The organism is Pseudomonas sp. Tof1 (assembly GCF_055390395.1).
In genome coordinates, this window is the sequence record NZ_AP024344.1 from 313,400 (window position 1) to 326,341 (window position 12,942).

A 12,942-nucleotide genomic window follows, 5' to 3' on the forward strand; every position below is an offset into this window, starting at 1 on the left:
GGGCGCGCAATCAATAAATGACGTTTCGCCGGCCTCAGCCCTGTTCGGCAAGGCACTCGCGCAATGCCGTATGCCAATCCGGCTGGCTCACCTGCCATTCGCGCAACAGGCGGCTGCAGTCCAGGCGCGAGTTCAGCGGGCGGGTGGCCGGCGTTGGGTAGGCGCTCGACGGGATGGCCTCGAGGATCGCGCACGGCTTGTTCAGGGCCAGCAGCTGTTCGCCGATTGCCTGGGCGAAACCGAACCAGGAGGTTTCACCGCTGGCGGTCAGGTGGTAGGTGCCCCAGGCGCCGGCCTGGCCGGCCTGCCAGCGTTCGATCAGGGCGCGGGTGCTGTTGGCGATGGTCCCGGCCCAGGTCGGTGCCCCAACCTGGTCGGCGACGATGCGCAGTTCCGGTTTCTCCTGCAGCAGCCGCTGCATGGTCAGCAGGAAGTTGCGCCCGTGGCTGGAGTAGACCCAACTGGTGCGCAGGATCAGGTGCTGGCCCTGGGCTGCGGCGATGGCCCGCTCGCCGGTCAGCTTGCTGCGGCCGTAGACGCTCAGCGGGTTGGTCTCATCGTCCTCGGTGTAGGGCTCGGCCTTGCTGCCGTCGAACACGTAGTCGGTGGAGTAGTGAATCAGCGGTACGCCGAGGTCGGCGGCTTCCTGGGCGAGCACGCCCGGTGCCGTGGCGTTGATCGCGAAGGCCAGGTCCGGCTCGGACTCGGCCTGGTCGACGGCGGTATGGGCCGCGGCGTTGATGATCAGGCCCGGGCGGTGGGCGCGGACCTGCTGGCGAATCTGCTCGGGGTGGGCCAGGTCGAGCTGGTCGCGTCCGAGCACCACCAGTTGGCCGAGGTCGCCCAGACGTTTCTGCAGCTCGCGGGAGACCTGGCCATGCTGGCCGCTGATGAGGATTTTCAGGGGATATGTGCTCATTCGAACAGATCGGCCTCGTGCAGGAGTTTACCGTTCTGATCCTTGGCCGAGAGCTGTGGAACCCCTTCGAATTCCCAGTCGATGGCCAGGGTCGGGTCGTCCCAGCGGATGGTGCGTTCGGCGCTGGGGGTGTAGTAGTCGGTGGTCTTGTAGAGGAATTCGGCGTAGTCGCTGAGGACCACGAAGCCGTGGGCGAAGCCTTCGGGCACCCACAGCTGGCGATGGTTTTCGCCGGACAGGCGCACGCCGACCCACTGGCCGAAATGCGCCGAGCTGCGGCGGATGTCGACGGCCACGTCGAGCACTTCGCCGGCGATCACCCGTACCAGTTTGCCCTGGGTGTTCTGCATCTGATAGTGCAGGCCGCGCAGCACCCCTTTCTGGGAGCGCGAATGGTTATCCTGGACGAAATTCGGGTTCAGCCCCGTGGCTTCCTGAAAGGCCCGCGCGTTGAAGCTCTCGTAAAAGTAGCCGCGCTCGTCGCCGAAGACCTTGGGTTCAAGGATCACCACACCGGGCAGGCGTGTCGGAGTTGCCTTCATTGCTGTTCCTCTCCGGCGAGGGTGAACAGGTACTGTCCATAACCGGTCTTGCCAAAGTACCGGGCGCGTTCGAGCAGGTGTTCGCGGTCGATCCAGCCATTCTGGTAGGCGATTTCTTCCAGGCAGGCGACTTTCAGGCCCTGGCGATGCTCGATGGTCTGCACGTACTGCGAAGCCTCCAGCAGGCTGTCATGGGTGCCGGTATCGAGCCAGGCAAAGCCGCGGCCAAAGCGCTCGACCCGCAGGTCGCCACGCTTGAGGTAGGCATTGTTGACGTCGGTGATTTCCAGTTCGCCGCGTGGCGACGGCTTGACCGCCTTGGCGATTTCGATGACATCGTTGTCGTAGAAGTACAGGCCGGTGACCGCGTAGCTGGATTTCGGCCTGGCCGGTTTTTCCTCGATGGACAGGGCACGACCTTCGTCGTCGAAGTCGATGACACCGAAACGCTCCGGGTCCTTGACCCAGTAGCCGAACACCGTTGCGCCTGCCGGCTGACGTGAGGCCCTTTGCAACTGCGTGCTGAAGGACTGTCCGTGGAAGATATTGTCGCCGAGGATCAGGCACACCGGATCCTTGCCGATGAATGCCTCACCGATCAGGAACGCCTGGGCCAGGCCGTCCGGCGACGGCTGCTCGGCATAGCTGAAGTGCACGCCGAACTGGCTGCCGTCACCCAGCAGGTTGCGGTACTGCGGCAGGTCCTGCGGGGTGGAAATGATCAGGATGTCGCGAATGCCGGCCAGCATCAGCACCGAGATCGGGTAGTAGATCATCGGCTTGTCGTAGATCGGCAGCAGTTGCTTGGATACCCCGAGGGTGATCGGGTGCAGGCGGGTGCCGGAGCCACCGGCCAGTACGATACCTTTCATCATGCCAACAATTCCTTGTGGTCGAGGGAGCCCAGGCGTTCGCCCTGGTAGCTGCCGTCCTGTACCCGGCGGCACCATTCCAGGTTCTCCAGGTACCACTGCACGGTCTTGCGCAGACCGCTTTCGAAGGTTTCTTCCGGGGTCCAGCCCAGTTCGCGTTCGATCTTGCCGGCGTCGATGGCGTAGCGCAGGTCGTGGCCCGGGCGGTCCTTGACGAAGGTGATCAGGTCAGCGTACCGCGCCACACCGGCCGGGCGGGCTGGCGCCAGTTCCTCCAGCAGGGCGCAGATACCACGCACCACGTCGATATTCTTCTGCTCGTTATGGCCACCGATATTGTAGGTCTCGCCGACCACGCCATCGGTCACCACCTTGAACAGGGCGCGGGCGTGGTCCTCGACGAACAGCCAGTCACGGACCTGCTGGCCGTCGCCATAGACCGGCAGCGGCTTGCCGGCCAGGGCATTGAGGATCACCAGCGGAATCAGCTTTTCCGGGAAGTGGAACGGCCCGTAGTTGTTCGAGCAGTTGGTCAGCAGCACCGGCAGGCCGTAGGTGCGATGCCAGGCGCGGACCAGGTGGTCGGACGCCGCCTTGCTCGCCGAGTAGGGCGAGCTGGGGGCGTACGGGGTGGTCTCGGTGAACAGGTCATCGACGCCATGCAGGTCGCCGTACACTTCGTCGGTGGAGATGTGGTGGAAGCGAAAGGCGCTTTTTTGCGGCTCGGCGAGCTTCGACCAGTAGCCGCGGGCGGCTTCCAGCAGGCTGTAGGTGCCGACGATATTGGTCTGGATGAAGTCCGACGGGCCGTCGATGGAGCGGTCGACATGGGACTCGGCGGCCAGGTGCATGATCGCGTGGGGCTCAAAGCGGGCCAGCACCGCGCTGACGGTAGCCTGGTCGACGATATCGGCCTGGACGAACTCGTAGCGGGTATCGGTCGCGATGCTGGTCAGCGACTCGAGGTTGCCGGCGTAGGTCAGCTTGTCGAGGTTGAGCACTTCATGCTCGGTGTTGCGGATCAGGTGCCGAATCAGGGCGGAACCGATAAAGCCGGCGCCGCCGGTGACTAGAATACGCATGTCGGTGTGCCTTTTCCTTAGACGGACATTCAGTTGATGCAGCATAGCTTGTGGGGAGGGAGGCAACGGTGCAAGTGCGATTGCTCCTGTATCGGTGCGGACTCTTCCTACTTTACTTCGCACTTGCGTATTGACGGCGCCGATGGCGATATAGACACCCGATAAAAACTTCAGGGAGTCGTTACATGTTGCTCGCCACGTTGATCCGCCGTGCCAGTCTGCCGAGCCCGAATGTCTCGATGTCTTCGGCGCTGCAACTGCTCGAGGAGCATTACGGACTCTCTGGAACCCTGCAGGCGCTGGGCAGCCAGCAGGACCTCAATTACAGGGTCGACAGTGACAAGGGTCGGTTCGTTCTGAAAATCTGCCATGGCGACTACGCCAGCCTTGAGTTGCAGGCTCAGCACGCCGGGCTCGGGCACCTGGCCGGCCGCGACGGCCTGCGGGTACCGCGGGTGATCGCGGCGAACAATGGCCAGGACCTGCTGACCCTCGAGCTGGCCGGTCAGCCGCTGCATGTACGGCTGCTGGAGTACATCGAAGGCCAGTCGCTGACCCATCTCAAGCACCTCGGCCGCGAACTGGTGGTCGGTCTGGGACGCCTGTGCGGCGAGATGGACCGGGCGCTGGCGGACTTCCAGCACCCTGGCCTGGAGCGCACCCTGCAGTGGGACCCACGGCACGCCGGGGCGCTGATCGGGCACCTGCTGCCGGTGATTCGCGACCCGCAGCAGCAGGCGGTCATCCGCGAGGCCGCGGCCCAGGCCGCGCGCCGTCTGCAACCGCTGGTGGACAAGCTGCCGGTACAGGCCGTCCACCTGGATATCACCGATGACAATGTGGTCTGGCGCCGTGATGCGCAGCGCCATTGGCAATTGCAGGGCGTGATCGACTTCGGCGACCTGAGCCGCACCTGGCGGATCGCCGATCTGTCGGTGACCTGCGCGGCGCTGCTGCATCATGCCGCGGACGACCCTTTTGTGATCCTGCCGGCGATCCAGGCCTATCATGCGGTCAACCCGCTGCAACGGGAGGAGTGGCTGGCACTGTGGCCGCTGATCGTTGCCCGGGCCGCCGTATTGGTGCTCAGTGGCGAGCAGCAGGTCAGTATCGACCCGGACAACCGCTACAGCCGCGACAACCTGGCTCATGAGTGGGAGATTTTCGAGGTGGCGACCTCGGTGCCGTTCGAATTGATGGAAGCGGCAATTCTCACCGCCGTCGGGCAGCCCCTGGAACCGGTCGCCAGCGAAGGCTTTGCGCCGCTGTTGCCGGGGCTGGTCGGGCGGGAGTTCGCGTTGATCGACCTGGGCGTGCTCAGCCCGCATTTCGAGGCCGGCAACTGGGAGCAGGAAGGCGCCGACCAGCGCCTGCTGGCCGAGGCCGCGACGTTGCACGGCCTGGCGGCCAGCCGCTACGGGCAGTACCGCCTGTCGCGCACGCGTCCCGACAGTGCGGTAGAACCGGATACCTGCCCGTTGCATGTCGACTTGCGGGTCCCGGCCGGAACGACGGTGGAAGCGCCGTTCGCCGGTACCCTGCAGACCCTGGAGGAGGGTGTGTTGCAATTGGTGGGCAAGCCACTGAGCCTGCGGCTGTGGGGGCTGGAGGCGTCTCTCAGGCCGGGAGCGGCCGTGGTCAAGGGGCAGGTGCTGGGAGAGGCGGGAGCGGCGTTGCGCGTTCAGTTGTGCCGGCATGCCGAGCTGGAAGCGCCGCTGTTCTGCACGCCATCGCGCGCTGCCGCCTGGCAGGCGCTCTGCCCCTCGCCGGCGGCGTTGCTGGGACTTGCCTGCGATGCCGAGCCGGAACTGGACGCGGCTGAACTGCTGGCCCGGCGTGACGCCAGCTTTGCCCGCACGCAGAAACACTATTACGTCGATCCGCCACGTATCGAGCGTGGCTGGCGCAACCACCTGATCGACATGCAGGGCCGCTCCTACCTGGACATGCTCAATAACGTCGCGGTGCTCGGCCACGGTCATCCGCGGATGGCTGCCGAGGCGGCGCGCCAGTGGTCGCTGCTCAACACCAACTCGCGGTTCCACTACGCCGCGGTGACCGAGTTTTCCGAGCGGCTGCTGGCCCTGGCGCCGGACTCCATGGACCGGGTGTTCCTGGTCAACAGCGGGACCGAGGCCAACGACCTGGCGATCCGCCTGGCCTGGGCCTACAGCGGTGGGCGCGACATGCTCAGCGTGCTGGAGGCCTATCACGGCTGGTCGGTGGCGGCCGACGCGGTCTCGACCTCCATTGCCGACAACCCCCAGGCGCTGGAGAGCCGCCCGGACTGGGTACACCCGGTGACGGCACCCAATACCTATCGTGGGGCGTTCCGCGGCAGTGACAGCACGCCGGACTACGTGCGTAGCGTCGAACAGCAACTGGCCAAGCTGGCCGGGCAGAACCGCCAGTTGGCGGGGTTCATCTGCGAGCCGGTGTATGGCAATGCCGGCGGCATCGCGCTGCCGCCGGGCTACCTGCAACAGGTCTATGCGCTGGTACGGGCCCGGGGCGGCGTGTGCATCGCCGACGAGGTGCAGGTCGGCTACGGGCGCATGGGCAAGTTCTTCTGGGGCTTCGAGGAGCAGGGCGTGGTGCCGGACATCATCACCATGGCCAAGGGCATGGGCAACGGCCAGCCGCTGGGTGCGGTGATCACCCGGCGGGAGATCGCCGAGGCGCTGGAGGCCGAGGGCTACTTCTTCTCGTCGTCGGGCGGCAGCCCGGTCAGTTGCCGGATCGGCATGGCCGTGCTGGACGTGATGGCCGAGGAAAAGCTCTGGGAGAATGCCCAGGTCGTCGGCAGCTACTTCAAGGAGCGGCTGGAAGCCTTGATCGATCGTCATCCATTGGTGGGGGCGGTGCATGGTTCCGGTTTCTACCTGGGGGCGGAACTGATCCGCAACCGTGAAACCCTGGAGCCGGCGACCGAGGAAACCGCGCTGCTGTGCGACCGGTTGCGTGAGCTGGGGATTTTCATGCAGCCAACCGGCGACCACCTGAATATTCTGAAGATCAAGCCGCCGATGTGTACCACGCGCCGTAGCGTGGATTTCTTCGTCGACATGCTGTCGAAGGTACTGGACGAGGGGCTTTGAAATATAAAGCCGATTGTTATCGGTAAATTATGTCTCTATAAGAGCGAGTAATAATTTATTAGCTTTAAAAGCCGATTTTTATCGGCTATAAAGTCGGCATTACCTACGTTGAACACCCTCGACGGTTCACTGGAGTCCTGATCCCCATGAGTATCCTGCACAGCACCCCTCGCGCCGACGGCTTCCACATGCCTGCCGAATGGGCCCCCCAGACCCAGGTCTGGATGATCTGGCCCGAGCGCCCGGACAACTGGCGCCTGGGCGGCAAGCCGGCGCAGGCGGCCCATGCGGCAGTGGCCAAGGCCATCGCCCGGTTCGAGCCGGTGACGGTCGCGGTATCCGCCGGCCAGTATGAAAATGCCCGGGCGCGCCTGGATGTGCCGAACATTCGCCTGGTGGAGATGTCCAGCGACGACGCCTGGGTTCGTGACAGCGGGCCGACCTTCGTCATCAACCACCAGGGCGAAGTCCGTGGCGTGCACTGGGGCTTCAACGCCTGGGGTGGTTTCGACGGTGGCCTGTACTTCCCGTGGAACCGCGACGAACAGGTGGGCGGCAAGATTCTCGAAATCGAGCGCTGCCAGGAATACCGTACCGAAGGCTTCGTGCTCGAAGGCGGTTCGATCCATGTCGATGGCGAGGGCACGGTGATCACCACCGAGGAATGTCTGCTCAATCGCAACCGCAACCCGCACCTGAGCCGCGAGGAGATCGAGAAGGTTCTTGGCGAGCACCTGGCGGTGGAAAAGGTGATCTGGCTGCCGGACGGCCTGTTCAACGATGAAACCGATGGCCATGTGGATAACTTCTGCTGCTACGTGCGTCCTGGCGAGGTGCTGCTGGCTTGGACCGACGATCCGCAGGATCCGAACTACCCGCGCTGCCAGGCAGCGATGAAGGTGCTGGAAAGTGCCCGTGATGCCAAGGGCCGCGCCTTCGTGGTGCACAAAATGCCGATTCCGGGGCCGCTCTACGCCACCGAGGAAGAATGTGCCGGTATCGATGCCGTGGCTGGCAGCCAGGAACGCAGCCCTTCGGTGCGTCTGGCCGGTTCCTATGTGAACTTCCTGATCGTCAACGGCGGGATCATCGCGCCGAGCTTCGACGATCCGAAGGACGCCATCGCCCGGGAGATCCTGCAGACACTGTTCCCGCAGCATGAGGTGGTGATGGTGCCGGGACGGGAGTTGTTACTGGGCGGTGGCAATATCCATTGCCTTACCCAACAGCAGCCTGCGCCGCACCAGGGGTGAGTGAGGCTGTAACATCGGGTGTCACCCTGCCAAATAGTGGCACTTTTGCATCATTGTAAATTTTTCTTCATCAAACCCGCGGCCCTTATGGGGCGCGGGTTTTTTTATGGGCGCTGGCGCACAGAAGTGGCATTTTGGCATAGCTCTTGTATCTGCCTGGCATACAGACGGAGCCCTCTTCGGGCTGCGATGTTTTGTCATAAACCTTGAGTAACTTAGCCGCTCATGAACCAGGAGAGCGCCGAGATGAACGTAGCCAGCGAGCGAGTTTCGCATCCCCTGTCGGTGACGAGCGAGTCGCTTCAAATTCTGGCTCAGTGGTTGAAAAGCAATGGAACGCGTGCAACCCGTGCTCAGGATCCTCGTCGAATGATTATCGACCGCTACCCCGCGGGCCTGTTCAGCGAAGCTGAACTGGAGGCATTGTTGGGGGTTTTGCAGGGTTAAATGGATTTGAATGAAAACGCCGCTGCCCGGAGCGATCCGGACAGCGGCGTTTTTCATGGGCCTTAAAAACTGTAGGTACCGGTGACGACCAGATTGCGCGGGGCTCCCGGCTGGATCTGGAAGGCGCTGGTGGCCGAGGTGTAGTAGGTGCGGTCGCTGATGTTGCTCAAGGTGGCGCGCAGGTCCCAGTCGCGGGTGCGAAACCCGGCCAGCGCATCCCAGGTGCCGTAGCCCGGCAGGATCACGGTGTTGGCGTTGTCGGCGTAACGGTCGCCGACCAGGGTCAGGCCGGTTTCGGCGTACCAGCCCATTTCCGGTTTCCAGGTCAGGAACAGGCTGCCGTTGCGCTTGGCGACGTTGCCGACGCGCTTGCCTTCGAAGCCGTTGTTGTCCTTGACGATGGTGGCGTCCTGGATGCCGAGGCCGCCGCGCAGGTACCAGTTGCCGACGATCCGGCCGGTGCCGGTCAGCTCGACGCCGCGCGAGCGCTGCAGGCCGCTGAGCAGAGTGATCCCGGGGTTCAGCGGGTCGCTGGTGCGGCGGTTGTAGAGTTCCAGTTCATACACGGCCAGGGTGGTGCTCAGGTTTTCGCCGAGCCAGTCGCTTTTCACCCCGACTTCCTTCTGGCGGGTCAACTCGGGGCTCAGGTCGTTGCCGTTGCCGGCGGCATTCGGGGTGATGCCGATCAGGCCGCCGCCCACCGGCGAGAAGCTCTTGCTCCAGGACGCGTAGAACGAATGATCCTGCACCGGCGTCCAGACCACGCCCAGGCGCGGGCTGGTGCTGTGGCTGTCGCGGCTGTCTCTGACGTTGGTCAGGTTGTTGGTGGTTTCGACCTCGAAGCGGTCGTGGCGCAGACCGGCGAGCAGTTGCCACTGGTCGTTCAGGCGCAGTTGGTCCTGGACGTAGAGAGCACGGCTTTGGACTTCGGTGTGGTTGTTGCTGGAGGGCACCATGGGGCCGGTGTGGCTCAGGTTGTGGTTCGGGTTGAACAGGTCGAGCGCCGGCACCGCCTGGCCACCACGGTTGGCGGCGAGCGAGGTGTAGAGCTTCGGATCTCGGCGCTGGCTGCCCAGTTCCAGGCCGGTCAGCAGGCGGTGTTCGAGACCGAAGGTGTCGAAGCTGCCTTCGGTTTCCAGGTTGTTGTAGAGATTGCGGGTGTTGAGGTCCTGCTGCCAGCGCTGGCGGGTGACCCGGCGGGTCGCGGGGGTGTAGCCCGTCAGATAGGTGTTGTCGAAGTCGCTGTCGAGCTTGAACAGCCCGAGGGTATGGCGCAGTTGCCAGTTGTCGTTCAGGGCGTAGGTGAGCTTCGAACGCAGCGATTGCGCCTTGTCGTCGATGTAGTCTCGTGGGTCGCCATAGCTGATGTCGCGGCCGACATCGGCCGGGCGACCGTTGATCCCCGGGATGCCGCGATCCGGCGTGCGGTTGTAGCGGCTGTATTCGTACTGCACCAGCCAGTTCAACTGCGGGGTCAGTTGCCAGCTCATCGACGGGGCGAACAATTGGCGGTTGCCGCTGACGCCGTCACGGAAGCTGTTGCTGTCCTGGTTGCCCAGGTTCAGGCGCAGGCTGAGGTCCTGCGTCGGGTCGGCGCTGAGGTCGGCGTAGAGGCTGCGCAGGTCGTCGCTGCCACCCTGCACCTCGACCGTGGAGCGGCGGCCGAACTGCGGCAGCTTGCTCACCCGGTTGACGATCCCGCCCTGGCTGCCACGGCCGTAGAGGACTGCGGCGGGCCCCTTGAGCACCTCGATGCGCTCGATGTTGTGCAGGTCGCGTACGTACTGGCTGTCGTCGCGGATGCCGTCCAGGTAGAAGTCGTTGCTGGCGTCGAAACCGCGGATCCGCAAGCTGTCGAAACGGGTGTCCGCGCCGCTGCTGACGTTGGGAATGCCGCTCAGCGCCTTGCCCAGGTCGTTGGTGCCATAGTCGAGCACATTCGCGGTCTTCACCGAGTCGATGGCCTGGGGAACGTAACGCACCGGCGTGGCCGTGCGGGTCGCGGTGCTGACATCCGTGACGCGTGGGTCGTCCGGGTCGGCATCGGCGCTGATCGACAGTTCCGGCAGAGTGGTGGTGGCGTTGGTGAATCCGGCGGACAGCAGAACGCAAAGCCCGAAGGTAACGGGCGCCAGGCGATAAGGGGCAGGCATGACGGGGATGTATCCGTGAAGGTGCAGGGGTTGGGAAAGAGCGTTAATGTTATCGAGTATTATTACTAATTGATAATTATTACCAATAGCGCGCCTTGGCTGGTGTGTATCCAAATATGTCTTCGCTGTTACATGGCCGGGGATATGACCGATTCACGCAACAAACCAGCCGCCATATCGGCGTTTTTCGAACAGCTGTCCGGCGCTAACCTGTGGACATTGCCTGCTGATGAGTTTCCTGGAGACCGCCATGACCGCTCCCGTCACCCTTCATTACATCTATGATCCCCTGTGCGGCTGGTGCTATGGCGCCAAGCCGCTGGTGCAGGCCGCCAGCCAGGTACTGCCGGTGACCCTGCATGGCGGCGGCATGATGGCCGGCAACAGTCGTCAGTTCGTCAGCCCCAGCCTGCGTGACTACGTCATGCCCCATGACCGGCGCATTGCCGAGTACACCGGCCAGCCGTTCGGCCAGGCTTATTTCGAGGGGCTGTTGCGGGACCGCTCGGCGGTATTCGATTCCGCACCGCCGACCAGTGCCGTGCTGGCCGCCGAAGAATTGGCCGGACGTGGGCTTGAGTTGCTTGGCAGGTTGCAGACGGCGCATTACCTGGAGGGACGACGCATCGCCGACGCCGACGTGCTGCTGGAGCTGGCGACCGAGCTGGGCCTGGAGCCGCAGGCTTTCCTGGCGGCATTCGAGCGCAACGGCGGCGCGGTGGTGGCCGAGCACTTCAAGAACAGCCGGGCACTGCTGTCGCGCGTTGGCGGGCAGGGTTTTCCGACCCTGGTGCTGGAGCGTGATGGTCGCTTCAGCCTGGTCGACATCGGCCCCTACCTGGGCCGGCCCGAGGTGTTCGCCCAGTGGTTGCGTGAGTCGACCGGGCTGCCCGCAGGTGTACCATCAGGCCCGGCCTGCGGGCTGGAGGGTTGCGCCGGTTGAGTCGCTCTTGTCGTTATCGCAAGACTGTCTTGGCGTTGGCTGATATGCCATTTTTCGAGGTTGATCAAAAATTCTTGTCTAATTGCCGAGGATTCACGAAATTGACACTTTAGTCGTGTCGCAGATAGGATTCGCGACACGCCTGTGGCTATAAGCCATATACCCAAAATAATAAGAGGCCCGCTGCATTCACCTGCATGCGGGCCTTCTTTTTTCTGTCTGAAAATACCAACACACAGGTTCAGCTCGGGAGCTGCAGGGCGTTTCATCCAGCAATAAGGAAAACAACATGTTGAACAAACGGATCGGTCTGCTCGCACTGGGCATCCTCAGCGCCACTCAGGCCATGGCAAGCGATCAATCGGACGCCAAGGGTTTCGTCGAAGACAGCCACCTGAACGTGTTGCTGCGCAACGCCTACATCAACCGCGACTACAAGGATGGCAACAAGGACAAGGCCGAGTGGGGCCAGGCGGCCATCGGCACCTTCAAGTCCGGTTTCACTCAGGGCACCGTGGGTGTCGGCGTTGACGCCTTCGGCCTGTACGGCGTGCGTCTGGACGGTGGCAAGGGCACCACCGGTGCGCAGGGCATCGACTTCTTCGCCAAGGACAACAACGGCTCGCCTGAGCGTGATATCGCCAAGGCCGGTGCCGCGGTGAAATTCCGTCTGTCCAACACCGTACTGACCTACGGCGACCAGATGCCGGTCCTGCCGGTGCTGAGCTATGACAACGGCCGCCTGCTGCCGGAAAGCTACACCGGTACCCTGATCACCTCCAAGGAGATCAAGGGCCTGGAACTGAACGCCGGTCGTTTCACCGCCGAATCGCGCAAGAGCGATGAAGGCCGTGACAGCGGTGGTCTGAAGAGCATCAACGTGCTGGGCGGCAGCTATCAGTTCACCGACAACTTCAAGGCGGCCCTGTACGCCTCCGATGTCGAAGACGTGCTGAAGAAGCAGTACGTGAACCTGAACTACGTGTTCCCGGTTGCCCAGGATCAGTCCCTGACCCTGGACTTCAACGGCTACCGCACCAAGCTGGACAAGGACTACGCGGCCGACCACGACGCTGATGGCCGCGACAACAAGATCTGGAGCCTGGCGGCCACCTACGCCCTGGGTGCCCACTCGTTCACCCTGGCGCACCAGCGCAGCACCGGCGACAGCCTGCTGGGCTACCCGTACGGCGGCTACCAGCGTGGCCAGGGTCGTGTGGGCGATGGTGGCAACTCCATCTACCTGGCCAACTCCTACTGGTCCGACTTCAACGCCGCGGACGAGCGTTCCTGGCAACTGGGCTACGGCCTGGACTTCGGCGCCTTCGGCGTACCGGGCCTGAGCTACAACGTGGCCTATGTCCGTGGTGACAACATCACCACGTCCACCAGCACCGGTGGTACCGAGCGCGAGCTCTTCAACCAGGTCAAGTACGTGGTCCAGAGCGGCCCGGCAAAAGACCTCAGCGTGAAGCTGCGCAGCTCGATCCTGCGCGTGTCGCAGAAGTCCAGCGAATACAACGTGAGCGGCAACGAAGTGCGTGTGTTCGTCGACTACCCGATCAACGTGTTCTGATCGACGCGACAACGTTGTAGCGACCTGATCCCAGGTTGAACAGACGCCCCGACCGGT

The 12,942-nt window shown here is 63.5% G+C and carries 10 protein-coding genes; 5 read left to right on the forward strand and 5 right to left on the reverse strand.

The window, feature by feature from the left end; all coding sequences use genetic code 11:
* Positions 1-34 precede the first annotated feature (34 nt).
* The 4 genes from rfbD to rfbB are packed head-to-tail and all read right to left on the reverse strand — an operon-like array spanning position 35 to position 3,415.
* Positions 35-919 carry a dTDP-4-dehydrorhamnose reductase gene (gene rfbD / locus ACZ5KU_RS01405; protein WP_054056352.1) on the reverse strand — a complete coding sequence of 295 codons (885 nt, stop codon included), beginning with the start codon at positions 917-919 and terminating at the stop codon, positions 35-37.
* Positions 916-1,461, reverse strand: a complete 546-nt coding sequence (rfbC, locus tag ACZ5KU_RS01410; protein ID WP_419737100.1) for a dTDP-4-dehydrorhamnose 3,5-epimerase — start codon at positions 1,459-1,461, stop codon at positions 916-918. Before rfbC ends, rfbD begins: the two co-directional genes overlap by 4 nt.
* Positions 1,458-2,336, reverse strand: a complete 879-nt coding sequence (gene rfbA, locus ACZ5KU_RS01415; protein WP_416771354.1) for a glucose-1-phosphate thymidylyltransferase RfbA — start codon at positions 2,334-2,336, stop codon at positions 1,458-1,460. The genes rfbC and rfbA overlap by 4 nt, the downstream gene beginning before the upstream one ends.
* Positions 2,333-3,415 carry a dTDP-glucose 4,6-dehydratase gene (rfbB, locus tag ACZ5KU_RS01420; RefSeq protein ID WP_054056349.1) on the reverse strand — a complete coding sequence of 361 codons (1,083 nt, stop codon included), beginning with the start codon at positions 3,413-3,415 and terminating at the stop codon, positions 2,333-2,335. The genes rfbA and rfbB overlap by 4 nt, the downstream gene beginning before the upstream one ends.
* Positions 3,416-3,600: 185 nt before the next feature.
* On the opposite strand from rfbB, the gene ACZ5KU_RS01425 reads away from it, so the two are divergent.
* The 3 genes from ACZ5KU_RS01425 to ACZ5KU_RS01435 all read left to right on the forward strand — a co-directional run bounded on the left by ACZ5KU_RS01425 (position 3,601) and on the right by ACZ5KU_RS01435 (position 8,213).
* The gene (locus tag ACZ5KU_RS01425; protein WP_416771357.1) at positions 3,601-6,513 is read left to right on the forward strand and encodes an aminotransferase; all 2,913 of its coding nucleotides are present in this window, start codon (positions 3,601-3,603) and stop codon (positions 6,511-6,513) included.
* A 146-nt stretch (positions 6,514-6,659) separates the two neighbouring features.
* A complete protein-coding gene (gene aguA / locus ACZ5KU_RS01430) occupies positions 6,660-7,766 on the forward strand; it encodes an agmatine deiminase (RefSeq protein ID WP_273822745.1) in 1,107 nt (368 codons plus the stop codon).
* A 246-nt stretch (positions 7,767-8,012) separates the two neighbouring features.
* The gene (locus tag ACZ5KU_RS01435) at positions 8,013-8,213 is read left to right on the forward strand and encodes a hypothetical protein (RefSeq protein ID WP_054060176.1); all 201 of its coding nucleotides are present in this window, start codon (positions 8,013-8,015) and stop codon (positions 8,211-8,213) included.
* A 62-nt stretch (positions 8,214-8,275) separates the two neighbouring features.
* On the opposite strand, the gene ACZ5KU_RS01440 is transcribed toward ACZ5KU_RS01435, so the two are convergent.
* The gene (locus ACZ5KU_RS01440) at positions 8,276-10,366 is read right to left on the reverse strand and encodes a TonB-dependent receptor (protein WP_416771359.1); all 2,091 of its coding nucleotides are present in this window, start codon (positions 10,364-10,366) and stop codon (positions 8,276-8,278) included.
* A gap of 250 nt (positions 10,367-10,616) precedes the next feature.
* On the opposite strand from ACZ5KU_RS01440, the gene ACZ5KU_RS01445 reads away from it, so the two are divergent.
* Together ACZ5KU_RS01445 and ACZ5KU_RS01450 are read left to right on the forward strand one after the other, a co-directional pair.
* Positions 10,617-11,309 carry a DsbA family protein gene (locus ACZ5KU_RS01445; protein WP_054062043.1) on the forward strand — a complete coding sequence of 231 codons (693 nt, stop codon included), beginning with the start codon at positions 10,617-10,619 and terminating at the stop codon, positions 11,307-11,309.
* A gap of 289 nt (positions 11,310-11,598) precedes the next feature.
* Positions 11,599-12,885, forward strand: a complete 1,287-nt coding sequence (locus tag ACZ5KU_RS01450) for an OprD family porin (protein ID WP_464736754.1) — start codon at positions 11,599-11,601, stop codon at positions 12,883-12,885.
* The last annotated feature ends 57 nt before the right edge of the window (positions 12,886-12,942 follow it).

Coding starts and splice junctions, on each gene's coding strand:
- rfbB (WP_054056349.1), bottom strand. CDS start 3,415: ATGCGTATTCTAGTCACCGGCGGCGCCGGCTTTATCGGTTCCGCCCTG.
- ACZ5KU_RS01435 (WP_054060176.1), top strand. CDS start 8,013: ATGAACGTAGCCAGCGAGCGAGTTTCGCATCCCCTGTCGGTGACGAGC.
- aguA (WP_273822745.1), top strand. CDS start 6,660: ATGAGTATCCTGCACAGCACCCCTCGCGCCGACGGCTTCCACATGCCT.
- rfbD (WP_054056352.1), bottom strand. CDS start 919: ATGAGCACATATCCCCTGAAAATCCTCATCAGCGGCCAGCATGGCCAG.
- ACZ5KU_RS01445 (WP_054062043.1), top strand. CDS start 10,617: ATGACCGCTCCCGTCACCCTTCATTACATCTATGATCCCCTGTGCGGC.
- rfbC (WP_419737100.1), bottom strand. CDS start 1,461: ATGAAGGCAACTCCGACACGCCTGCCCGGTGTGGTGATCCTTGAACCC.
- rfbA (WP_416771354.1), bottom strand. CDS start 2,336: ATGATGAAAGGTATCGTACTGGCCGGTGGCTCCGGCACCCGCCTGCAC.
- ACZ5KU_RS01440 (WP_416771359.1), bottom strand. CDS start 10,366: ATGCCTGCCCCTTATCGCCTGGCGCCCGTTACCTTCGGGCTTTGCGTT.
- ACZ5KU_RS01425 (WP_416771357.1), top strand. CDS start 3,601: ATGTTGCTCGCCACGTTGATCCGCCGTGCCAGTCTGCCGAGCCCGAAT.
- ACZ5KU_RS01450 (WP_464736754.1), top strand. CDS start 11,599: ATGTTGAACAAACGGATCGGTCTGCTCGCACTGGGCATCCTCAGCGCC.